Source organism: Bradyrhizobium commune, from assembly GCF_015624505.1.
Taxonomy (GTDB): domain Bacteria; phylum Pseudomonadota; class Alphaproteobacteria; order Rhizobiales; family Xanthobacteraceae; genus Bradyrhizobium; species Bradyrhizobium commune.
Window position 1 is genome coordinate 6,925,292 of sequence record NZ_CP061379.1, and the last position, 21,201, is coordinate 6,946,492.

At 64.8% G+C, this 21,201-nt stretch carries 19 protein-coding genes; 8 read left to right on the forward strand and 11 right to left on the reverse strand.

The window, feature by feature from the left end:
* Window positions 1–10: 10 nt before the first annotated feature.
* Entirely contained in the window at window positions 11–763 is a 753-nt protein-coding gene (locus IC761_RS32490) for a hypothetical protein (protein WP_195800703.1), read from the reverse strand.
* Here IC761_RS32490 and IC761_RS32495 point away from each other — a divergent pair.
* The 3 genes from IC761_RS32495 (at window position 762) to IC761_RS32505 (ending at window position 7,587) form a co-directional block, all read left to right on the forward strand.
* Window positions 762–941 carry a hypothetical protein gene (locus tag IC761_RS32495; RefSeq protein ID WP_195800704.1) on the forward strand — a complete coding sequence of 60 codons (180 nt, stop codon included), beginning with the start codon at window positions 762–764 and terminating at the stop codon, window positions 939–941. The two genes, IC761_RS32490 and IC761_RS32495, sit on opposite strands and share 2 nt — an antisense overlap.
* Window positions 942–1,264: 323 nt before the next feature.
* The gene (gltB, locus tag IC761_RS32500) at window positions 1,265–5,998 is read left to right on the forward strand and encodes a glutamate synthase large subunit (protein ID WP_195800705.1); all 4,734 of its coding nucleotides are present in this window, start codon (window positions 1,265–1,267) and stop codon (window positions 5,996–5,998) included.
* A gap of 137 nt (window positions 5,999–6,135) precedes the next feature.
* Window positions 6,136–7,587 (forward strand): glutamate synthase subunit beta, encoded by a 1,452-nt coding sequence (locus IC761_RS32505; RefSeq protein ID WP_195800706.1) that lies wholly within the window; start codon window positions 6,136–6,138, stop codon window positions 7,585–7,587.
* An 85-nt stretch (window positions 7,588–7,672) separates the two neighbouring features.
* Here the strand turns inward: IC761_RS32505 and IC761_RS32510 are convergent, their stop codons facing one another.
* Window positions 7,673–9,418 (reverse strand): outer membrane beta-barrel protein, encoded by a 1,746-nt coding sequence (locus IC761_RS32510; protein ID WP_195800707.1) that lies wholly within the window; start codon window positions 9,416–9,418, stop codon window positions 7,673–7,675.
* A gap of 184 nt (window positions 9,419–9,602) precedes the next feature.
* Here IC761_RS32510 and IC761_RS32515 point away from each other — a divergent pair, with 184 nt between their 5' ends.
* The gene (locus IC761_RS32515) at window positions 9,603–10,613 is read left to right on the forward strand and encodes a KpsF/GutQ family sugar-phosphate isomerase (RefSeq protein ID WP_195800708.1); all 1,011 of its coding nucleotides are present in this window, start codon (window positions 9,603–9,605) and stop codon (window positions 10,611–10,613) included.
* A gap of 45 nt (window positions 10,614–10,658) precedes the next feature.
* On the opposite strand, the gene IC761_RS32520 is transcribed toward IC761_RS32515, so the two are convergent.
* Window positions 10,659–11,213: a carboxymuconolactone decarboxylase family protein gene (locus tag IC761_RS32520; protein ID WP_195800709.1), complete on the reverse strand. Its 555-nt coding sequence runs from the start codon at window positions 11,211–11,213 to the stop codon at window positions 10,659–10,661.
* Window positions 11,214–11,285: 72 nt separating this feature from the next.
* Here IC761_RS32520 and IC761_RS32525 point away from each other — a divergent pair, with 72 nt between their 5' ends.
* Window positions 11,286–11,612, forward strand: a complete 327-nt coding sequence (locus IC761_RS32525) for a winged helix-turn-helix transcriptional regulator (protein ID WP_195800710.1) — start codon at window positions 11,286–11,288, stop codon at window positions 11,610–11,612.
* 14 nt (window positions 11,613–11,626) lie between these two features.
* Here IC761_RS32525 and IC761_RS32530 read toward each other — a convergent pair whose 3' ends face one another.
* Complete coding sequence (locus IC761_RS32530) at window positions 11,627–11,896, reverse strand: hypothetical protein (RefSeq protein ID WP_246791400.1); 270 nt, start codon at window positions 11,894–11,896, stop codon at window positions 11,627–11,629.
* Here IC761_RS32530 and IC761_RS32535 point away from each other — a divergent pair.
* A complete protein-coding gene (locus IC761_RS32535) occupies window positions 11,895–12,269 on the forward strand; it encodes a hypothetical protein (protein ID WP_195800711.1) in 375 nt (124 codons plus the stop codon). The two genes, IC761_RS32530 and IC761_RS32535, sit on opposite strands and share 2 nt — an antisense overlap.
* A 21-nt stretch (window positions 12,270–12,290) precedes the next feature.
* On the opposite strand, the gene IC761_RS32540 is transcribed toward IC761_RS32535, so the two are convergent.
* The 4 genes from IC761_RS32540 to hemH form a co-directional block, all read right to left on the reverse strand.
* On the reverse strand, window positions 12,291–12,734 hold the full coding sequence (locus IC761_RS32540) for an NfeD family protein (RefSeq protein WP_195800712.1): 444 nt from the start codon (window positions 12,732–12,734) through the stop codon (window positions 12,291–12,293).
* A 22-nt stretch (window positions 12,735–12,756) separates the two neighbouring features.
* Complete coding sequence (locus tag IC761_RS32545) at window positions 12,757–13,755, reverse strand: SPFH domain-containing protein (RefSeq protein WP_195800713.1); 999 nt, start codon at window positions 13,753–13,755, stop codon at window positions 12,757–12,759.
* Between the two features lie 228 nt (window positions 13,756–13,983).
* Window positions 13,984–14,952, reverse strand: coding sequence for an ABC transporter substrate-binding protein (locus IC761_RS32550; RefSeq protein WP_195800714.1), 969 nt, complete (start codon window positions 14,950–14,952; stop codon window positions 13,984–13,986).
* 10 nt (window positions 14,953–14,962) lie between these two features.
* Window positions 14,963–16,000 (reverse strand): ferrochelatase, encoded by a 1,038-nt coding sequence (gene hemH / locus IC761_RS32555; RefSeq protein WP_195800715.1) that lies wholly within the window; start codon window positions 15,998–16,000, stop codon window positions 14,963–14,965.
* A gap of 81 nt (window positions 16,001–16,081) precedes the next feature.
* On the opposite strand from hemH, the gene IC761_RS32560 reads away from it, so the two are divergent.
* Window positions 16,082–16,480, forward strand: coding sequence for an MAPEG family protein (locus IC761_RS32560; RefSeq protein WP_195800716.1), 399 nt, complete (start codon window positions 16,082–16,084; stop codon window positions 16,478–16,480).
* A gap of 29 nt (window positions 16,481–16,509) precedes the next feature.
* On the opposite strand, the gene IC761_RS32565 is transcribed toward IC761_RS32560, so the two are convergent.
* From IC761_RS32565 to IC761_RS32575, 3 genes are read right to left on the reverse strand one after another with little or no spacing between them, the layout of a single operon-like run.
* Complete coding sequence (locus tag IC761_RS32565) at window positions 16,510–17,607, reverse strand: nickel/cobalt transporter (protein ID WP_195800717.1); 1,098 nt, start codon at window positions 17,605–17,607, stop codon at window positions 16,510–16,512.
* On the reverse strand, window positions 17,604–18,242 hold the full coding sequence (locus IC761_RS32570) for a DUF1007 family protein (protein WP_195800718.1): 639 nt from the start codon (window positions 18,240–18,242) through the stop codon (window positions 17,604–17,606). Before IC761_RS32570 ends, IC761_RS32565 begins: the two co-directional genes overlap by 4 nt.
* On the reverse strand, window positions 18,242–20,323 hold the full coding sequence (locus IC761_RS32575; protein ID WP_195800719.1) for a M3 family metallopeptidase: 2,082 nt from the start codon (window positions 20,321–20,323) through the stop codon (window positions 18,242–18,244). The genes IC761_RS32570 and IC761_RS32575 overlap by 1 nt, the downstream gene beginning before the upstream one ends.
* A 137-nt stretch (window positions 20,324–20,460) precedes the next feature.
* Here IC761_RS32575 and IC761_RS32580 point away from each other — a divergent pair, with 137 nt between their 5' ends.
* Window positions 20,461–20,709: a hypothetical protein gene (locus tag IC761_RS32580; protein WP_195800720.1), complete on the forward strand. Its 249-nt coding sequence runs from the start codon at window positions 20,461–20,463 to the stop codon at window positions 20,707–20,709.
* Window positions 20,710–21,201 lie beyond the last annotated feature (492 nt).

Genomic DNA, 21,201 nt, shown 5'->3' on the forward strand with positions numbered 1-21,201 from the left:
CCGGCGTCGCCTAATCCAGCCCCTGCGCGGCGGGCATCTCCTGCGTCGGCAGGATCGTCGGTGCGGGCTTGGCCTGGCCGACGGTTGCAGCTGGAGTTTCCGCAGGCTTCGCCTGCACGGCGGCGGTCTGCTGCGCAGGCTGCGCTTGCTGCGGCGCCGGCGCTGGCTCGACCGGCTTTGCAGCCGCCACCGGCGTCTCGCCGCGCGGCGGCGCGGCCTTCGGCAGCGGGACGGTGCGGCTTGCGACATGCGGGATCGCGGCGGGCGGACGCGGCGGACCGCCGCGAACTACCGTCGGCGGCGGCAGCGCGCTTTGCGGCCCGTAAGGCGCGACAGCGGGCTCCTCATAGGCCGGCGCCATACCATAGGCGTCGCGGGCCGGCATGAAGCGCAGGATCCGCCCGTCGCGGGCGTCGATCACGAGCCGCCCGTCGTCACCGCGACGGTCGATCACGGCGATGGTATAGACGCCGCCGCGAAAGCGCGGGATGCCGAGCGGCGAAAAGCCGTTTTCACGCAACACCGCATACACTTCGGTCGGCGGCAGCAGAGCCGGCGCCGGGCCGCGCTCTTCGTAGCCATAACCGTAGCCGTAACGCTGTGGCGGCGGGGGCACGGCCTCCGGCGGCCCGTACGGCCCGTCGAAATCCGACACCGCGATATAGGCCCCGCGCGCGGCGCCGTTCGCCAAAATTTGCGCATTCGCCGCGGTCGCGGCCAGCACCAGCGCGGCGGCGGCCACACATCCTGTGAAAAACTTCATGATCGACACGCTCCTGTCAGGCCCCGAACAGCTCGCGCTCTTTCGCTTCTGGCGGCGTGGCGCGCGGTTCGAAGGGTTGATCCGAAGCTTCATTCGGGATTTCGGCGGCGCTTGGGCCGGATCAGGGCGCGTTTGCTTCAAAACCGGGGCCGCGCGCCATGCGGAAAGCGATGATTGACACTTTGGGAATCGGGACTTGCACGCGCTTGTGTGCTAGACAAAAATTTGGCAAGGTGATGGTTAGGACAGGAAGACTGTCTCAATTTTGCTTGCGGTTCCGGCATAGGGATTGCAACGAAAGTCGGTGCTTTCGAGCGCCAGGAGACAACAGGCAAAGCCGTTCTCGGGGACGAAGAACGCCTTGGTCTGAATTCTTGGCCTGAATTTAAGAAAATGCGGCTCGCAGAGGACGAGCGGTGGCCCTGAAGCGGGTGCCGCGGAACGCCCAAGGTGCGCCGAAGATGGCGGTGAGGCAGCTTGCCGCATGGAGAGGATAGAGCAATGAACGGGTCGCAATTCGAGCGCGCAAACATCGTGGCAGAAGACCTGTCGGCGACGGTCGCCTCGAAATCGACCGACCCGATTCAGGAACACAATTCGCGACCGCCGGCCGAAGGCCTCTACGATCCGTCGCTCGAAAAGGATTCGTGCGGCGTTGGCTTCATTGCCAACATCAAGGGCAAGAAGTCCCACGAGATCGTCTCGGACGCGCTCAGCATCCTTTGCAACCTCGAGCATCGCGGCGCTGTCGGCGCCGATCCGCGCGCCGGCGACGGCGCCGGCATTCTGGTGCAGATTCCGCACGCCTTCTTCGTTCGCAAGGCCAAGGAGCTCGGATTCGCGCTGCCCGCCCCCGGCGAATACGCCATCGGCGCGCTGTTCATGCCGCGCGACACTGCCTGGCGCAACGTCATCAAGAGCATCATTGCCGATCAGATCAAGGAAGAGGGCCTGACCCTGCTCGGCTGGCGCGACGTGCCGACCGACAATTCCTCGCTCGGCGTCACCGTGAAGCCGACCGAGCCCGCCTGCATGCAGGTGTTCATCGGCCGCAACGCCGTCGCCAAGACGGAGGACGAGTTCGAGCGCCGGCTCTACATCCTGCGCAAGTCGATCTCGCAGGCAATCTACCAGCGCCGCGACCGCGGCCTCGCCGGCTATTATCCCTGCTCGATGTCCTGCCGCACCGTGATCTACAAGGGCATGTTCCTCGCCGACCAGCTCGGCAAGTACTATCCCGATCTGCACGAAGCGGACTTCGAGAGCGCGCTGGCGCTGGTGCATCAGCGCTTCTCGACCAACACCTTCCCGGCCTGGTCGCTGGCGCATCCCTACCGCATGATCGCGCATAACGGCGAGATCAACACGCTGCGCGGCAACGTCAACTGGATGGCGGCGCGCCAGGCGTCCGTCAGCTCGGATCTCTACGGCAAGGACATCAACCGGCTCTGGCCGATCTCTTACGAAGGACAAAGCGACACGGCCTGCTTCGACAACGCGCTCGAATTCCTGGTGCAGGGCGGCTACTCGCTGCCGCACGCCGTCATGATGATGATCCCGGAGGCGTGGGCCGGCAATCCGCTGATGGATGAGAAGCGCCGCGCCTTCTACGAATATCATGCCGCGCTGATGGAGCCGTGGGACGGCCCCGCCGCGATCGCCTTCACCGATGGCCGCCAGATCGGCGCCACGCTCGACCGCAACGGATTGCGGCCTGCGCGCTATCTCGTCACCAAGGACGACCGCATCGTGATGGCGTCCGAGATGGGCGTGCTGACGATCCCCGAGGACCAGATCATCACCAAGTGGCGGCTCCAGCCTGGCAAGATGCTGCTGGTCGACCTCGAGCAGGGCCGTCTCATTCCCGACGACGAGATCAAGGCGGAGCTCGCCAGGAGCCATCCCTACACGGAGTGGCTGGAGCGGACCCAGATCGTGCTGGAAGAGCTGCCGAAGGTGCCGACCACGGGCGTGCGCTCCAATCTGTCGCTGCTCGATCGCCAGCAGGCGTTCGGCTACAGCCAGGAAGACATCGCGATCCTGATGACGCCGATGGCGGCCATCGGCGAGGAAGCAGCCGGCTCGATGGGCAACGATACGCCGATCTCGGCGCTGTCGGACAAAGCCAAGCCGCTGTTCACCTATTTCAAGCAGAATTTTGCGCAGGTCACCAACCCGCCGATCGACCCGATCCGCGAGGAGCTGGTGATGAGCCTCGTCTCGATCATCGGACCTCGGCCGAACCTGTTCGACCTGCAGGGCCTTGCCACCACCAAGCGCCTCGAGGCGCGTCAGCCGATCCTGACCGACGCGGATCTCGAGAAGATCCGCTCGATCTCGGAAGTGGCGGAGTCGCACTTCAAGTCGCGCACGCTGGACACGACGTTCCACGCCGGTCTTGGTGCGGCCGGCATGGATCAGGTGCTCGACGAGCTTTGCGCGCGCGCCGAAAGCGCGGTGCGCGAGGGCGTCAACATCATCATCCTGTCCGACCGCATGGTCGGCTCGGACCGCGTGCCGATCCCGTCGCTGCTCGCCTGCGCCGCCGTGCATCATCATTTGATCCGCACCGGCTTGCGCACCTCGGTTGGCCTCGTCGTCGAATCCGGCGAGCCGCGCGAGGTACATCACTTCGCCTGCCTCGCCGGTTATGGCGCCGAGGCGATCAACCCGTATCTGGCGTTCGAGACCATCATCGCGATGAAGGACCGCCTGCCCGGCTCGCTCGACGACTACGAGATCGTCAAGCGCTACATCAAGTCGATCGGCAAGGGCCTGCTCAAGGTGATGTCCAAGATGGGCATCTCGACCTACCAGTCCTATTGCGGCGCCCAGATTTTCGACGCGGTCGGCCTCAAGGCGGACTTCGTGTCGAAGTTCTTCGCCGGCACGCACACCCGCGTCGAGGGCGTCGGCCTTGCCGAGATCGCCGAAGAGGCCGTGCGCCGCCATGCCGACGCGTTCGGCGAGTCGCTGGTCTACAAGACCGCGCTCGATGTCGGCGGCGAATATGCCTATCGCAGCCGCGGCGAGGACCATGCATGGACCGCCGAGTCGGTCGGGCTGCTTCAGCACGCCGCGCGCGGCAACTCGCTCGAGCGCTATCGCGCCTTCGCAAAAATCCTCAACGAGCAGTCGGAGCGTCTGTTGACGCTGCGCGGCCTGTTCCGGATCAAGAACGCCGACGAAGAGAAGCGCAAGCCGGTGGCGCTCGACCAGGTCGAGCCGGCCAAGGACATCGTCAAGCGCTTTGCCACCGGTGCGATGAGCTTCGGCTCGATCTCGCGCGAGGCGCACACCACGCTGGCGATCGCCATGAACCGGATCGGCGGCAAGTCGAACACCGGCGAGGGCGGCGAGGAAGCCGACCGCTTCAAGCCGATGCCGAACGGCGACAGCATGCGCTCGGCGATCAAGCAGGTTGCCTCGGGCCGCTTCGGCGTCACCACGGAGTATCTCGTCAACTCCGACATGATGCAGATCAAGATGGCGCAGGGTGCCAAGCCCGGCGAAGGCGGCCAGCTGCCCGGCCACAAGGTCGACGCGACCATCGCCAAGGTCCGTCACTCGACGCCGGGCGTCGGCCTGATCTCGCCGCCGCCGCATCACGACATCTACTCGATCGAGGATCTGGCGCAGCTGATCTACGACCTCAAGAACGTCAACCCGACGGGTGACGTCTCGGTCAAGCTCGTCTCCGAGATCGGCGTCGGCACCGTGGCCGCGGGCGTTGCCAAAGCGCGCGCCGACCATGTCACCATCGCCGGCTTCGAGGGCGGCACCGGCGCTTCGCCGCTGACCTCGATCAAGCACGCCGGCTCGCCCTGGGAGATCGGCCTTGCCGAAACCCACCAGACGCTGGTGCGCGAGCGGCTGCGCAGCCGCATCATCGTCCAGGTCGACGGCGGCTTCCGCACCGGGCGTGACGTCGTGATCGGCGCGCTGCTCGGCGCGGACGAGTTCGGTTTTGCCACCGCGCCGCTGATTGCGGCCGGCTGCATCATGATGCGCAAGTGCCATCTCAACACCTGCCCGGTCGGCGTCGCGACGCAGGATCCCATCCTGCGCAAGCGCTTCACCGGCCAGCCCGAGCACGTGATCAATTACTTCTTCTTCGTCGCGGAGGAAGTCCGCGAGATCATGGCTTCGCTCGGCTTCCGCAGCTTCAACGAGATGATCGGTCAGGTGCAACTGCTCGACCAGACCAAGCTGGTCGCGCACTGGAAGGCCAAGGGCCTCGACTTCTCAAAGCTGTTCGTCAAGCAGAAGGAAGAGAAGGGCCAGAAGATCTATCACTCGGAGCGCCAGAACCATCATCTGGAGGCCGTGCTCGACCGCTCGCTGATCGAGAAAGCGACGCCCGCGCTCGACCGCGGCGCGCCGGTGAAGATCGAGGCCGCGATCAACAGCACCAACCGTTCCGCCGGCGCCATGCTGTCGGGCGCGGTCGCCAAGATCTACGGCCATGCGGGGCTTCCGCATGACACCATCCATGTCAGCCTCAAGGGCACTGCCGGCCAGGCGTTCGGCGCGTGGCTGGCGCACGGCGTCACCTTCGAGCTCGAAGGTGAGGGCAACGACTATGTCGGCAAGGGCCTCTCCGGCGGCAAGATCATCGTCAAGCCGCCGAAGCACTCTGGCATTGTGCCGGAAGAGAGCATCATCGTCGGCAACACCGTGATGTACGGCGCCATCCAGGGCGAGTGCTACTTCCGCGGCGTCGCCGGCGAACGCTTCGCCGTGCGCAACTCGGGTGCGGTCGCCGTCGTCGAAGGCGCGGGCGACCATTGCTGCGAATACATGACCGGCGGCATCGTGGTCGTGCTCGGCAAGACCGGGCGCAATTTTGCGGCCGGCATGTCAGGGGGCATTGCGTACGTGCTCGACGAGACCGGCGAGTTCGACAAGCTGTGCAACATGGCGATGGTCGAGCTCGAGCCGGTGCTGTCGGAGGAGATGATCAACGCCGACACCTATCATCACTCCGGTGACCTCGAGGCGCATGGCCGGGTCGACGTGTTCAAGAACCTGCTCGAGTCCGACGTCGAGCGTCTGCACATCCTGATCACGCGCCACGCCAAGGCGACCGGCTCCAAGCGCGCCGCCGACATCCTTGCCGATTGGAAGGAATGGTTGCCCAAGTTCCGCAAGGTGATGCCGGTCGAGTACCGGCGCGCGCTGCGCGAAATGGCCGCCAACGCGGACGCCGAGCCGAAAATCGCGATCGGGGCGTAGGCATCACACACCCCGTCATTGCGAGCGCAGCGAAGCAATCCAGACTTTCTTCTCGGATACACTGGATTGCTTCGTCGCTTCGCTCCTCGCAATGACGAGAAGAAACAAACGACTAAGCGGCAGGGACTTCGGGTTTAATGGGCAAGATCACGGGTTTTCTCGAAATCGAACGGCACGACCGCAAGTACACCCCGGTCGCCGAGCGCGTGAAGCATTACAACGAGTTCGTCGTTCCCTTGACCGAGAAGGAAACGCGCGACCAGGCCGCGCGCTGCATGAATTGCGGCATTCCCTATTGCCACGGCACCGGCTCGGTCGCGCCCGGCACGCCCGGCTGCCCGGTCAACAACCAGATCCCCGATTTCAACGACCTCGTCTATCAGGGCAATTGGGAAGAGGCCGCGCGCAATCTGCACTCGACCAACAACTTTCCGGAGTTCACCGGCCGCATCTGTCCGGCGCCGTGCGAGGCCTCCTGCACGCTCAACATCGACGACAACCCGGTCACCATCAAGACCATCGAATGCGCGATCGTCGACCGCGCCTGGGACAATGGCTGGCTGAAGCCGGAGGTCGCCTCCGTCAAGACCGGCAAGAAGGTCGCGGTGGTCGGCTCCGGCCCGGCCGGCATGGCCTGCGCCCAGCAGCTCGCCCGCGCCGGACATGACGTGCATCTGTTCGAGAAGTACGCCAAGGCCGGCGGCCTGCTTCGCTACGGCATTCCCGACTTCAAGATGGAAAAGGGCATCATCGACCGCCGCGTGGCGCAGATGGAAGGCGAAGGCGTCACCTTCCACTACAACAGCCACGTCGGCGCTGACGGCAATGTCGATCCGCGCGAGATGCTCAACGAGTACGACGCGGTCGCGCTGACCGGCGGTGCGGAAGCCCCGCGCGACCTGCCGATCCCCGGCCGCGAGTTCGACGGCATCCATTATGCGATGGACTTCCTGCCGCAGCAGAACCGCCGCGTCTCCAGCGAGCCGCTCAACGGCGTCACCGAGATTTTGGCCGGCGGCAAGCATGTCGTCGTGATCGGCGGCGGCGACACCGGCTCCGACTGCATCGGCACCTCGCTACGCCAGGGCGCGCTGTCCGTGACCCAGCTCGAGATCATGCCCGCCCCGCCCGAGCACGAGAACAAGGGCCTGACCTGGCCGAACTGGCCGCTGAAGATGCGGACGTCCTCGAGCCAGGCCGAAGGCGCAATCCGCGAATTCGCGGTGCTGACGCAGAAGTTCACCGGCGAGAACGGCCAAGTCAAGAAGCTGCACTGCGTGCGCGTCGACGACAAGTTCAAGCCGATCGAAGGCACCGAGTTCGAGCTCGACGCCGAGCTCGTCCTGCTCGCCATGGGCTTCGTCCACCCCGTGCACGAGGGCCTGTTGAAGATGCTCGCGGTCGACCTCGACCCGCGCGGCAACGTCAAGGCCAACACGCTCGACTATCAGACCTCGCGCCCGAACGTGTTCACGGCCGGCGACATGCGGCGTGGCCAGTCGCTGGTAGTGTGGGCGATCCGCGAGGGCCGGCTGTGCGCGCGGTCGATCGACACGTTCCTGATGGGGAAGACGGATCTGCCGCGGTAGGTTCGACGCGAGCCGCGCAAGCTCAAAAGCAGACAAGCAATCCGCTGTCGTCCCGGCGCAGGCTTGGGCTGCGATGAGCTGCCCTCTAATTCTGCAACCTCACCCCTAACATCACCACCGTGCCCTGCGAGCTCGAGCCCGCGACATTCGAATCCAGGATGTCGTGGCGCAGCGTGCCCTTGATCCAGACATTGCGGTTGAGCTTGTAGATCAGATTGCCTTCGATCGAGTAGGTCTTGTCGTTGCGGTTCTGGCCCTGGTAGTCGTAGGTGCCGTAGGTGAACTTGCCGATCGCGGTGAGCCAGCGGCGGAAGTCGTGATCGACCTCGGCCGCGTAGGTGTGCACCAGCACGCCGGAGGAGCCGGGGATGGTGGTCTCCGCGATCTGCGTGTCGGTGTTGAATTTCACCGTGGTGAGACCGCTGGCGTTCCAGATCAGCGAGCCAGATGTCAGGAAGCCCGAGAGCTGGCTCAGCCGCGGATCGACATAATTGCGCGCGGAATAGCCGACCGAGACTTCGCCGGTGAGGATGCGCGAGAACTCGAAGGACGAGCCGACCTTGGCGTAGCCGCCGTTTGAATCGCGCAAGTAACCGTTGCGGTCGGCGGCCTGGTCGTGGACGCGGGTATCGCCCTGGATCTCGACGAAGGGTTTCAGGCCCGGCTTCAGCTCGTAGGAAAAGCGCCCGACACCGCCATACTGGTTGAAGTCGCGGTCGTTATTGCTGAAGGTCGAGCCGTCGGTCAGCTTGGAGTCGGTATAGGCGGTGCGATCCACTGTCGCGCCCGCGGCGACCTCGAAGCGATTGAAGGTCTGGTCGAAGCCGAAGGTGCCGCCATAGGTGGCGTAGACCGGATATTTTTGCAGGCCCGCCTGCACGTTCGGGCTGCCGGGATTGTCGGTCGCAAGCCGCAGGCGGAATTGCGAGGTCAGCTTGAGATCGCGATCGACATCGAAGCGGCCGTCGACATGGCCGGTGAAATCCGGGCGGTCGATATCGACCGGCGACGGCGAAGCGAGACCGTCGATCGTGGCAGGCATGTTGTTGGTGTAGCCGGAGAACGAGCCGCGCAAATCCGCGACCAGCGCGTGGCGCTCCCAGTCGGACTGCACGAGGAGATCAGGTGCGACCACATAGACCGGCGAGCCGACCGGCTTGTTCAAACGCGCCGGATTGGTGTCGTAGCCCGTGGAGAGTTCGAGGCCGCCCTTGATGAGAAAACTGCCGGCATAGTCGCCGACCGCGCCGAACGCATCGTCGTCCGCCTTGAGGCGGCGGCGCAATGGCTGGCCCGGCACGGTGCCGGCCATCGCCGGCGGCACCGGCGCTTTGTTCGCGGTCTCCGACGGCGGCGACGCGATGCGAGGCGGGCCGAGAGTGGATACGGGCGGCGTGGCCGGCGGCACCGGCGAACCGGGACCGGCCGGGCGTTTCGGCTTCGCCTGACCCGGATAGAGCTTCGGCTGCTGACGCTTGCGGTTCAGCGAGTCATAGCCGGAGCTGCTCGCGCCATTGGCGGCGGGCAGGCCGTAGGTCGGGACCTGGCCGATGCGCGAGGTCGCGGGCGTCTCGCTTCTCTTGCGCGGGTCGTCATTGGGATCGGGCGGCTGCGGGATCGCATCCGACGGCGCCTGCGGGACGCCCGCCGTACGGCGCGTCGGCAGCGTGTCCGGCGAGACGAAGCCGCCGCGGCTGGGATTGAACAGGTCGGGCGTGAGGCTCTGGGCGGCTGCCGGAGCGCTTTCCAGCGTGGTCAGCAGCAGGCATGGCAAAACGGCGCGAAAGCGTTGCGCGCGCATGCTCCGGCCCCTGCCTGGAGGCAACCCCACGATCGAATAACTCCAACGAAATCAGACACTTCGTCGATGGCTTTCCGCGGACATGCGGGAACCATCGTTAATGGAGTTAAAACAATTATGGTTAATGACCCGTTGAGGCTTTCCGCGCCTGCGTCGCCTCGCGCGCCGGGGCGTGCTAAGGAGGCGGCCAACACACGCCTCCCTGGATCAGAGCATGCCGAGTTCAAAACCGCTGATGACCTCATCATCCGGCCCCACCCCCGCCAGCGTCGAATCCGCGCTCCGCACGCTGGAGACGGAGAGCGGCGGCATCAACGCCCTCGCGGCCGCGCTGCGCGGCCCGCTCGGCGAGACGTTTGCCAAGGCGGTCGACCTGATCCGCAACGCAAAAGGCCGCGTCATCGTCACCGGTCTCGGCAAGTCCGGCCACATGGCGCGCAAGATCGCGGCGACCCTGGCCTCGACCGGCACGCCGGCCTTCTTCGTCCACACCGCCGAAGCGGCCCACGGCGATCTCGGCATGATCACCACTGATGACGTCATCATGGCGCTGTCCTGGTCCGGCGAGCAGCCGGAGATGAAGACCCTCGTGAATTATTCGGCGCGCTTTGCGATCCCGATGATCGCGGTGACGTCGAACGCTGCCTCTTCGCTCGGACAAGCCGCCGACCTCGTGATCGAGCTGCCCAAGGCGCGGGAGGCCTGCCCGCATAATCTGGCGCCGACCACCTCGACCATGATGCAGGTCGCGATCGGCGATGCCATCGCGATCGCGCTCTTGGAAGGCCGCGGCTTCACCGCGCTGGAATTCGCCCATTTCCACCCCGGCGGCAAGCTGGGTGCGATGCTGAAATTCGTCCGCGACTACATGCGCACCGGCGCAGAGATCCCGGTCAAGCCGCTCGGTACCAAGATGTCGGACGCCGTGGTCGAGATGTCGGCCAAGGGTTTGGGCTGCGTCTGTATCGTCAACGAGGCGAACGAAGCCGTCGGCATCATCACCGACGGCGATCTGCGCCGCCATATGCGACGGCCCGACCTTTTGACCGCGACGGTCGACGCGATCATGACCAGGCAGCCGAAGTCCGTGCCGCCCTCGATGCTCGCCACCGAGATGATCGAGGTGCTCAACGCACGGAAAATCACGACGCTGGTCGTGACCGACGCGGACAAGGTCGTCGGCATCGTGCATCTGCACGATCTGCTGCGGGCTGGCGTGGCGTAACGCACCGCTCTCTCCACTCGTCATTGCTAGCGTAGTGACGCGTGGTTAGACCGCCGGAAACCGCGCCGCGTTCTCCTCCAGCGGCAGCTTCAGCCCGTTCGCCAGATACGACACCGTGCGATAGAAGCCGCACAGCAGCATGATCTCCAGGATCTGCGCCTCGTCGTAATGCGCCGACAGTGCGGCAAACTCCTCGTCACTGAACGTCGCGCGCTGATGCAGCGCGTCGACCGCCGCGATCAGTGCCTGCTCGGCCGGCGACCAGCAGGCTGACGTCGCGTCGCCCTGCACTGTGGCGCGGACTTCCTCCTCGGTGAGCTTTGCCGGCCCGGCAAAGATCGCGACGTGCACACCCCATTCATATTCGCATCTGTTCAGCGCGCAGGTGCGGTCGATGACGATCTCGCGCTGGCGCAGCGACAGCGGCCCGGGATCGAGCAGCCCGCCGGCGCGAAATTTGTCCCATGCGCGGGCATGGCCTGCCATCACCCGGAATAGCACCAGCGGCGGCGCGCCGCGCATGATGCGGTCGAACTGCGCCTGGATCTCCGGGGGATAAGGCGGGGTGAGCGGCGCGATGCGCGGTGTGGCCTGAGACATGGACCGTCTCCGTTGCTACATTTACTGTAGCAGCACGCTACACTATTTGTAGCAACCCGCAAGAGGGCTCCGATGGCGAAACAGACCGGCTCCAGCACACGCAGCGTCCGCGGCTCGCGCACGGGCCGGCCGATCATGGCGCTGCTCGATCTGCTCGGCCGGCGCTGGAGCTTGCGGATCCTCTGGGAATTACGCGACGCCGCCCTCACCTCGCGCGGCTTGCGCACTGCCTGCGACGAGGCTTCGCCAACGGTGTTGCAGACGAGGCTGACCGAATTGCGCGAGGCCGGGTTTGTGGAATTGGGCGACGGCGGAGGCTATGGGCTGACGCCGCTGGGCCGCGAATTGTGCGAGACATTCATGCCGCTGCACCGATTTGCGGAACGTTGGCGAAACTGACGCAGACTTGCCGCTTATTTCGGAAGGCATTCAACATTATAGGCAATGATCAACTGCGCCGGATCGGCCTTGCCGATGCTCTTCAGGTCTTCCAACCCGCTTCTCAATCTGGCCCCCGCGTCCTTCAGGCTGCTCTCGAGCGCCGATTTGGCCGCCTTGCATCGCTCTTCATTGGAGAACTCCTGAAACACCACGTTCGGGCGCAGCCTCCATTCGGCCCTGTCGTTCGTCGCGGCCGGGTCGACAGAGTATGAAAAGACGTACATCAAGACCCACATCGGCATGCTCCATCTTCACGCGCCGATGACGATCCCTGCTTTATCGGCAGGCCATGATCTAGATCAACGTCGTCTCGCATCCGCGTCGGACCATCCCCTGCGGCGCGGCCAATTGCCCGACGGGGGCCGGATGAAGCACCTGTGCGAGTTGTTGTCGGAGGGCTCCGCCGCCGCGGCGGCGGTGCTGTGGTTTCTGTCCGCTAGCATCAGGTTGAAAAGGCCGGGCAGGATCAGGCACGGGCTCGAAACTGGCCTGGATGATCCCAAGGCAATTCTGATCATGGTCTACAGGCAAAGCCGGTGGAGTGCCTGGGCTGCGATCGCGGCCGGATTGGCTGCCGTGTTCGCCATCGCTGACGGACTGCTGCCGGGCACCTAAAAGCGATCGCCTCACACGCAGCTAAGCCGCGGCGACCGTCAAATTCGCGCCATCCACCTGCACCACCTTCACGCGCGTGCCCGCCGGCGTGTCCGGACCAGCCACGCGCCACACCGTGTCGCCGATGCGCACGGTGCCGTTGCCATCGATGATCGGCTTCTCCAGCGTGAACTCGCGGCCGAGCAGCGCCTCGGTGCGCTTGTTCAGGAACGGGCTCGCGGTCGCATCCAGCTTCGGCCGGGCGAGCCTGCGCCACACCGGTACCGCGGCGATGGCAAACACCGCAAACATCACGAGCTGGATCTGCCAGGACACGACGAGGCCGAACGAGATCAGGCCGACCAGAAGAGCCGCAAGCCCGAGCCAGAACAGGAAGACACCCGGTGCGATCACCTCCAGCGCCATCAGGATAAAGCCGAAGATCAGCCAGTTCCAGGTGCCGAGCGATACGAACATGTCGGTCATGATACGACCTCTGTGAGCAATCCTATTGCCGCGGCGGCACCGACGGCGGCGTGCCGCCGACCGGCGGCACCGACCCGCGGCGCGCCGCGGCAGCCGCGGACGCGGCACTTTCGCCGAACGTGGCCTTGGCGATCTCGCCGATGCCGGCGAGCGAGCCCAGCATGCTCATCGCCTCGACCGGCAGCATGATCACTTTCTGGTTCGGCGAGTCCGCTAATTGCCCGAACGCCTTGATGTACTTGTCGGCGATGAAATAGTTCAGCGCCGCGACGTCGCCCTTGGCGATGGCGTCACTGACCATCTGCGTGGCCTTCGCCTCGGCCTCGGCCGACCGTTCGCGTGCCTCGGCGTCGCGGAAGGCGGCTTCCTTGCGGCCCTCAGCCTGAAGGATCTGGCCCTGCTTGGCGCCCTCGGCGCGCAGGATCTCGGACTGGCGCTGGCCTTCGGCAGCGAGAATGTCGGCGCGCTTGACGCGCTCGGCCTTCATCTGCCGGCCCATCGCCTCGACGAGGTCGGCCGGCGGCACGATGTCCTTGATCTCGATGCGGTTGACCTTGAGGCCCCAGGGCGAGACCGCGGCATCGACCACGCGCAGCAGGCGCTCGTTGATCTCGTCACGATGCGACAGTACCTGGTCGAGATCCATCGAGCCCATCACCGATCGGATGTTGGTCATGGTCAGCACGATGATCGCCTGCTCGAGATTGGCGACCTCATAGCTCGCCTTGGCGGCGTCGAACACCTGGAAGAAGGCGACGCCGTCCACCGTCACGGTGGCATTGTCCTTAGTGATCACCTCCTGCTCGGGAATGTTGATCACCTGCTCCATCATGTTGATCTTGCGCCCGACGCGATCGAAATAAGGCACGATCAGGTTGAGCCCGGGGCTCAGCGTCTGGGTGTATTTGCCAAACCGTTCGATGGTCCAGTCATAACCCTGTGGCACCGTCTTCACGCCGGCAATCAGTGTGACAATGACGAGCAACACCAGAACAATTGCGAAAATATCGAAGCCGCTCATATGTCCTCCAAGGCGGGAAAAAGCCCTTTCCCGCGCTGTCATTGGTCGGGATCAAGACCCTACCGGTTCAGCGGTCACGAGTAACGTCTGCATCCACGCGATTCTGCACAAGACGCACGGAGAGGGAACGGTCACGATTATGTATTTGTGGAGGGCTCTTGAAAGCGCTCGGACGCAGACCTACCGGCAAAGGTTAAGGATTTCGCCTGTATCGTCGACCAGAAACACCTATTCGACGACCATGTTCGCGGTTGCGAGCAGGCTCGAAGGAATGGTGACGCCAATCGCCTTGGCCGTCTTCAGGTTGATCGCGAGCTCGAACTTGGTGGGGTTCTGGACCGGAAGTTCGGCAGGCAACGCACCCTTCAAGACCCGGTCGATATAACCGGCGGCACGACGCAACTGCTCGGCGCTGTCGGTGCTGTAGGACATCAGCCCGCCCTCACCGACAAAGATTCGGCTCCAGAACACCGCCGGCAGACGAGCCTCCGCAATCGCTGCCAGCAGATGCGCGCGATTGGCCATGGTGAAGAAGTCCGGCAGGACCAGGAAGCCACCCTCCTTGTGCGACGCCAGCGCGGCAATCGACGTCGCGTCGTGCACCGGTGCAGGCTCGACTGTCACGTGAAGCGTGCGTGCCGCGTCCTCGATCGTGCGCAGCATCAGGAGCGCGAACGGTGCGGTATCGGGATTGTAGACAACAACGACACGCGAAACCTTTGGCGTGATCTGCGTCAACATCTCCAGCCATTTGCCGGCGAGCGGGCCGTCATAATCGGTAAAGCCGGTGATGTTGCCGCCGGGACGGGCGAGATCTTTCACAAAACCCTGGCTGACAGGATCGGTGACGACGGCGAATACGATCGGGGTCGTCGTGGTGCGCTGGCGCAGCTCCTCCACCGACGGCGTGCCGATTGCGAGCAGGATGTCGGGCTTGAGCGCGATCAGTTCGTCGGCAAGCCGGGCGATGTACGCACGGTCGCCCGCGCCGCTGCGCCAGTCGACTCTGAGATTGTCCTGCTCCTTCCAGCCATGGGCGGCGAGCGCCTCGGCCAGGCGGGCCTGTCCGATCACGTCATCGGAGGCGATGACCGAGAGCACGCCGAGCCGCCGCGGCGCGCTCGACTGCTGCGACAGCGCTGCGGGCGGCAGCACGGTGACAAACCCAAGAAGCGCGAGGCAATCGCGGCGATTCATGCGGCGACCATCAAATCCAGCCTTGAAGCTCGCGTAGCACGAGCGTCCGGATCACGTCCATGCCGGGCTCGCTGTCGTTCAGGCAAGGGATCGCCGAAAACGCCTCGCCGCCATTGTGCTTGAAGATCTCGGCATTCTCCTGCGCGATCTCCTCCAGCGTCTCCAGGCAGTCGGCGGAGAAGCCCGGCGTCACCACCGCGATGCGGCGCACGCCGTCTTTCGCCAGACGCTCCATGGTTTTGTCGGTGTAGGGCTGCAGCCACTCGTCATTGCCGAAGCGCGACTGGAAGGTCAGCAGCAGTTTTGTGTCGTCCATGCCGAGCCGGCGGCGTAGCGCCTCCGTCGTGGCGACGCAATGGCTCTGATAGGGATCGCCCTTGTCGACATAGGATTTCGGCATGCCGTGGAAAGAAGCGACGATCAGCTCCGGCTGGAAGGACAACGTCGGGAGATGCGCCTTGATCGAGGTCGCGAGCGCCTCGATATAGGCCTCGTCCACGTAATAAGGCGGCGTCACCCGCAGCGTCGGCTGGTTGCGCAGGCGGGCGAGCACGCGGAACACTTCATCGCAGACCGTCGCCGAGGTCGAGGCGGAATATTGCGGATAGAGGGGGACTGCGAGGATGCGGTCACATCCCTTCGCGATCAGCGCATCGATGCCCGACTGGATCGACGGATTGCCGTAGCGCATCGCCCAGTCCACCACGACGTGGTCGCGGTCCGACAGGGCGGCGCCAAGCTTGTCGGCTTGCGAGCGCGTGATGGTCTTCAGCGGCGACTCGTTCCGCTCCTTGTTCCAGATCTTCTGGTAGTCGAGCGCCTTGGTGCGGGGACGGCTGCGCAGGATGATGCCGTTCAGCACCAGCTGCCAGATCAGACCCTGATCCTCGATGACGCGGGCGTCCGACAGGAATTCCTTGAGGTAGACCCGCACGCCCGGGGCGTCGGCCGTGTCGGGCGTGCCGAGATTGACAAGGAGCACGCCGACGCGCGGCTGGCCGGATTGCGCGGCCAATTTCGCGGTCTCGATGGGGACTACGGTCGTCATGGCAGGGTGTGGGTCGCGCGTTGCACCGAACTTGTCAAGATTGGGCCGGTTTCGCTAGGGTTCATGCCAGGGGGAGAAACCATGACGCTGGCGGAATGGTGCGTATTCGGAGCGGTGCTGCTCTATCTGTTGACGCTGGCGGCCGGCAAATTGACGGCGATCCGCCGGTTCGACAATGCCAATCCGCGCGATCCCGCCTTCTTCCAGGATCCGATCCGGGCACGAGCGCTCGGCGCCCATCAGAACGGCATCGAGACCTTTCCGTTTTTCGCCTTTGCCGTGCTGCTCGCCGAATTCCGGGATTCGCCGCAGCGGCTGATCGACGAGCTGGCGATTCTGTTCCTGATCGTGCGGATCGCCTATGTGCTGACCTATCTCGGCAACCGTCCGACGCTCCGCTCCATCCTCTGGAACATCGGCTTTGCGCTCAATCTCGGGGTTTTCTTCATGCCGATGTTGAAGCGGTTTTTGCCGGGGTGATTCTTACCCTCCCCTAGAGGGGTAGGACCTCAAAAACACGTCGTCCGTTCGGCCGCGATGTAGCCGAACAACAGGCCCACGCCGAGCAGCAGCACCAGGCCGGCAGCGCCGAATTCGATCCCGCGCATGAAGAGAGCGCCGCCGCCGTCGCGCCCTCCGCTCAGACGCGCGGCGATGTCCTTGGCGGAGACCGCGACGATCGCGATGGTCGCGACCGTGATCGCCGTGCCGAGGCCCATCAGCAAGGTCGCGGCGATCCCGGCCCAGAACAGGCCCTGGGCGAGCGCGAATACCAGCACCAGGATCGCCCCCGAACAGGGACGGATGCCGACGGTCAGGATCGCGGCAAAGCCGCGCCGCCAGCCGTCGGGGCCGGCGAGCTCGGCCGGGGTGGGGCCATGGGAATGACCGCAATGCTCGTCGTGGACGTGCGCGTGACTGTGGTCGTGGTGATGGTGATCATGGTCATGATCGCCATGCGCATCAAGATGATGGTGATGGCCGTGATCATGGTGGTCGTGCGGCACGCCGGCGATCGCCGGCACCGGCTGGGTCGCCTGAAGCGCGCGGATGAAGGCGCCGCCCTTGACCCAGACCAGCCGCAGGCCGAACAGCGCGATCAAACCATAGCTTGCGATCTCGATCGCGCCTTCCGCCTTGCACATGGTCCTGGCCGTCGCGTTCAGGATCCAGGCCGAGATGCCGACGATCAGGATCGCCACCAGCGACTGCATCAAGGCGGAGGCGAACGACAGCGCGATGCCGCGCCGCGCAGTCTCGCGGTTGGCGACGAGGTAGGAGGCGATCACCGCCTTGCCGTGGCCGGGCCCGGCGGCATGGAAGATGCCGTAGGCAAACGAGATGAAGAGCAGAGTCCACACCGCCGAGCCGTCGGACTTGGCGGCGCGGATGGTCGCCGACATCTGGCGATAGAATTCCGACTGCTTCGCCAGGAGCCAGCCGACGAGGCCGCTGGCCTCGGGCTCGGCCGCCTGCGCCGACTTCGGCGCCCCGAACGGATTTTGTGCGAGGAGATCGTGGAGTGCGGCGTCAGCCACGCCGACGGCCAGGAGAACAGCAGCGCAGACCATGAGTCGGTGCGCGAGCGGAGAGAGAAGCTGCTTCAAGGGCAATCCACCGTGATCTTGTTGGCAAACATCATGCCGAAATTGGCGTTCGGGCCATCCATGAAGGTCTGCTCGTTGAGCTTCTGCGCAGTCGCGGTGCCGTCGCTCGGACGATCGAGCTTCATCTGGCAGCCCACAGGGGCGCCGACCAGCTTGACCGGATTGTCCTTGGCCATCTGGAAATCGATGAAGAAGGAGCGGTCGAACACTTCGAGCACCAGTTGCTTCGGCTTGACCGGGGTCTTCAGCGGCAGCGTGAAGTGCAGGGTCAGCACCGTATCCTTGTAGTCGAGGAAATAGTCGATCGGCTCGTTAAAGCGCTCCTTCTTGCCGTCGGCTCGCGCAAAGGTGAAGTAGGCATATTCCTTCAGCGACTCGACGTTGGTCTGCGCCAGCGACCCGAGCTCCTCGCGCGTATAGGCGCCCTTCTTTTTGGCCTCGAGGCCCTGCACCGCATAGGCCGAGAACATGTCGTCGAAGGTCCAGGCATGGCGCACGCCGGTGATCGAGCCATCCTCGGCATAGAGCAGCTCGCTCGTCGCGGTGATCCAGACATGCGGATGCGCGCTCGAAGCGCCTGATGCGAGCATCATTACGACGGCGAGCAGCAGGCCCAGCAGGACGCGCATGCCCATCAGGCCGCTTTCGCCGCGTCGAGCAGGCCGCGGCGGCGGAGCAGCGCGTCGGGCTCGGGCGGGCGGCCGCGGAAGGCCTCATAGGCGGCCTCCGGATCAACCGAGCCACCGGTCGAGTAGATGTCGTCGTGGAGGCGCTTTGCGACCGCCGGATCGAAGATGTTGCCGGCTTCCTCGAAGGCGCCGAAGGCGTCGGCGTCCATCACCTCCGACCACATGTAGCTGTAATAACCGGCGGCATAGTGATCGCCGGAGAAAATGTGGCCGAACTGCGTCGGCCGGTGGCGCATCGAGATTTCCTCGGGCATGCCGATCTTCTCCAGCTCGCGTCTCTCGAAGGCGCGCACATCCTGCGCGGCGGCGGCCGGCTGGGTATGGAATTCGAGATCGACCAGCGCCGAGGAGACGAACTCGACCGTGGCAAAGCCCTGGTTGAATTTTCGCGCGGCGAGGAAGCGCTGGAGCAGATCGTCCGGCAGCGGCTCGCCGGTCTGGTAGTGGCGGGCGAACTGCTGGAGCACTTCGGGCCGCTCCTGCCAGTGCTCGTAGAGCTGCGACGGCAGCTCGACGAAATCGGTGAACACCGAGGTGCCCGACAGCGACGGGTAGGTCACGTTGGAGAGCATGCCGTGCAGGCCGTGGCCGAATTCGTGGAACAGGGTGCGGGCGTCGTCCGGCGACAGCAGCGAGGGCTCGCCGTTCGCGCCCTTGGCGAAGTTGCAGACATTGATGACCAGGGGCGCGATCTCGCCGTCCAATTTTTGCTGGTCGCGCAGCGAGGTCATCCAGGCGCCCGAGCGCTTCGACGGCCGGGCGTAGTAGTCGCCGTAGAACAGCGCCTTGTGCTTGCCGTCGGGTCCCCTCACCTCCCAGACCCGGACGTCCGGGTGCCAGGCCGGAACGTCCTTGCGCTCCGCGAAGGTGATGCCGAACAGGCGCGTGGCGCAGTCGAAGGCGGCGGCGATCATGTGATCGAGCGTCAGATACGGCTTGATCGCGGAATCGTCGAAATTGGCGCGCTGGAGGCGCAGCTTCTCGGCATAAAAGCGCCAGTCCCAGGGCGCGAGCTTGAAATTGCCGCCCTCTTCCGTGATCAGCGCCTGCATCTCGTCGCGGTCGGCGAGCGCCCGCGCCCGCGCCGGCTTCCAGACCCGCTCCAGCAGGCCGCGCACCGCATCCGGCGTCTTGGCCATGGAATCCTCGAGCCGGTAGGCGGCGAAGGTCGGGTAGCCCAGAAGGTTGGCGCTCTCCTCACGCAGCTTCAGGATCTCGACGACGGTCGCGTTATTGTCGTTGGGATTGCCGTTGTCGCCCCGCGCGGTGAAGGCCTTGTAGACCTTCTCGCGCAGATCGCGGCGGGCCGAGCTCTTCAGGAACGGCTCGACCGAGGAGCGTGACAGCGTGACGATGGCCTTGCCTTCCATGCCGCGATCTTCTGCCGCAGCCTTGGCGGCGGCGACAAAGCTCTCGGGCAGGCCCTGGCGGTCGGCCTCCCCGAGCTCCATGAACCACTCCTGCTCGTCGCCGAGCAGATGATGGCTGAAGCTGGTGCCGAGCTGAGCCAGCTTCTCGTTGATCTCGGCCATGCGCGTCTTGGCCTCGTCGGACAGGCCGGCGCCGGCGCGGTGGAAGCGGGTGTAGGTGCGCTCGAGCAGGCGGAGCTGCTCCGGAGAGAGACCGAGATTGGCGCGGTTCTCGTGCAGCTGGGCGATGCGGCCAAACAGCACAGCGTTCATCATGATGGGATTCCAGTGCCGCGCCATCCGCAAGGAGACGTCCTTGTCGATCTCCAGGATGGCCGGGTTGGAATGCGCCGAGACCAGATCGTAGAACACCGCCGCGACCTTGTTGAGCAGCTTCCCGGAGCGCTCCAGCGCCGTGATGGTGTTGGCGAAGTCGGGCGCAGCCGGGTCGTTGGTCATCGCCGCGATCTCGGCCGAGTGATCGGCGAAGGCCTGCTCGAAGGCCGGCAGGAAGTGCTCCGGCTTGATCTCGTCGAAGGGCGGGGTCGCGAACGGCGTCACCCAGGCCTTCAGCAGCGGATTGGTCTCGGCGTCCGTAGTTTGGCGGGGGTCTGACATCGCTGGTCTCGTTTTTTGCGGCTCGATTGTTGGAGCCAGCTATAGCACGCGATGGGGCTTTTTTGGGCCATTTGGCCTTGCTCCCGCCCGGCTTTTCGGGGAGATTGCGGCCCTCGAAACCACGGACCCCAGAGCCCATGCCTTCCTCGTCCTCCCGTCAGATCGTCTGGCCGAGCGTCATCACCGTCATCAGCGCCGCCATCCTGATCGGCGCCGAGGTGTTCGGCGCGGCGTTTGCCGGCGGCTGGGCGCTCGCAGTTCTGATGAATCTCGGCGACCAGGGCGCGCACATCCTTCAGGCCGTGCTGTTCGTACTCGGCGTGCTCGTCATGATCGCCTTCGTCCGCGCAGCTCAGCGCGTCGAGCCGTTCTTCAAGCGCGGCTGACGCGTCTCGCGCGCGAGAGTCACGCGCACGACACAGAAAACTTAACGCGCGTTCATCTTCAGCGTCGCTCACGCAACACTGCGCAAGCAGATGTTAGGCAATTCTGCTTTCAGCCTAAAAAAAATCTTGCGAACCAGAGTCAAAACTATTATGTGCGGAATTGCCCAATTTCGCACGTGCCTGTGGTCGTGTGTCAGTCGGTAGGTATCCGGACAAGAGGCCGGACAGCCGCCAAGGGGTGAAGAAGCCGAGGGGCTCTTCGGAAGTGCGGAAGCCGGAAGGTTGAAGCAGACTCCGAAGCGTCCAGCATCTCTCTCAAAGAGATGCCTTGTCGAAGGTGACTTCACTTTTTGCAACCGTGACTGGCAGCCGGAGGCGAACCGGCGCACCCCGCTCTCAACGGGGGACGCGACTTAAAGCAACGACGGATCGGGCTTTTTTGGTCTCTACCGGCAGTCCAACGCCGGCGCGGGCTACTGAAAAGGCTTGTCC

What these genes read in the sequence shown, in the direction of transcription:
- IC761_RS32495 (WP_195800704.1), top strand. Translation starts at nt 762, where the DNA reads ATGATCGACACGCTCCTGTCAGGCCCCGAACAGCTCGCGCTCTTTCGC.
- IC761_RS32490 (WP_195800703.1), bottom strand. Translation starts at nt 763, where the DNA reads ATGAAGTTTTTCACAGGATGTGTGGCCGCCGCCGCGCTGGTGCTGGCC.
- gltB (WP_195800705.1), top strand. Translation starts at nt 1,265, where the DNA reads ATGAACGGGTCGCAATTCGAGCGCGCAAACATCGTGGCAGAAGACCTG.
- IC761_RS32505 (WP_195800706.1), top strand. Translation starts at nt 6,136, where the DNA reads ATGGGCAAGATCACGGGTTTTCTCGAAATCGAACGGCACGACCGCAAG.
- IC761_RS32515 (WP_195800708.1), top strand. Translation starts at nt 9,603, where the DNA reads ATGCCGAGTTCAAAACCGCTGATGACCTCATCATCCGGCCCCACCCCC.
- IC761_RS32520 (WP_195800709.1), bottom strand. Translation starts at nt 11,213, where the DNA reads ATGTCTCAGGCCACACCGCGCATCGCGCCGCTCACCCCGCCTTATCCC.
- IC761_RS32525 (WP_195800710.1), top strand. Translation starts at nt 11,286, where the DNA reads ATGGCGAAACAGACCGGCTCCAGCACACGCAGCGTCCGCGGCTCGCGC.
- IC761_RS32535 (WP_195800711.1), top strand. Translation starts at nt 11,895, where the DNA reads ATGCTCCATCTTCACGCGCCGATGACGATCCCTGCTTTATCGGCAGGC.
- IC761_RS32530 (WP_246791400.1), bottom strand. Translation starts at nt 11,896, where the DNA reads ATGCCGATGTGGGTCTTGATGTACGTCTTTTCATACTCTGTCGACCCG.
- IC761_RS32540 (WP_195800712.1), bottom strand. Translation starts at nt 12,734, where the DNA reads ATGACCGACATGTTCGTATCGCTCGGCACCTGGAACTGGCTGATCTTC.
- IC761_RS32545 (WP_195800713.1), bottom strand. Translation starts at nt 13,755, where the DNA reads ATGAGCGGCTTCGATATTTTCGCAATTGTTCTGGTGTTGCTCGTCATT.
- IC761_RS32550 (WP_195800714.1), bottom strand. Translation starts at nt 14,952, where the DNA reads ATGAATCGCCGCGATTGCCTCGCGCTTCTTGGGTTTGTCACCGTGCTG.
- hemH (WP_195800715.1), bottom strand. Translation starts at nt 16,000, where the DNA reads ATGACGACCGTAGTCCCCATCGAGACCGCGAAATTGGCCGCGCAATCC.
- IC761_RS32560 (WP_195800716.1), top strand. Translation starts at nt 16,082, where the DNA reads ATGACGCTGGCGGAATGGTGCGTATTCGGAGCGGTGCTGCTCTATCTG.
- IC761_RS32570 (WP_195800718.1), bottom strand. Translation starts at nt 18,242, where the DNA reads ATGGGCATGCGCGTCCTGCTGGGCCTGCTGCTCGCCGTCGTAATGATG.
- IC761_RS32575 (WP_195800719.1), bottom strand. Translation starts at nt 20,323, where the DNA reads ATGTCAGACCCCCGCCAAACTACGGACGCCGAGACCAATCCGCTGCTG.
- IC761_RS32580 (WP_195800720.1), top strand. Translation starts at nt 20,461, where the DNA reads ATGCCTTCCTCGTCCTCCCGTCAGATCGTCTGGCCGAGCGTCATCACC.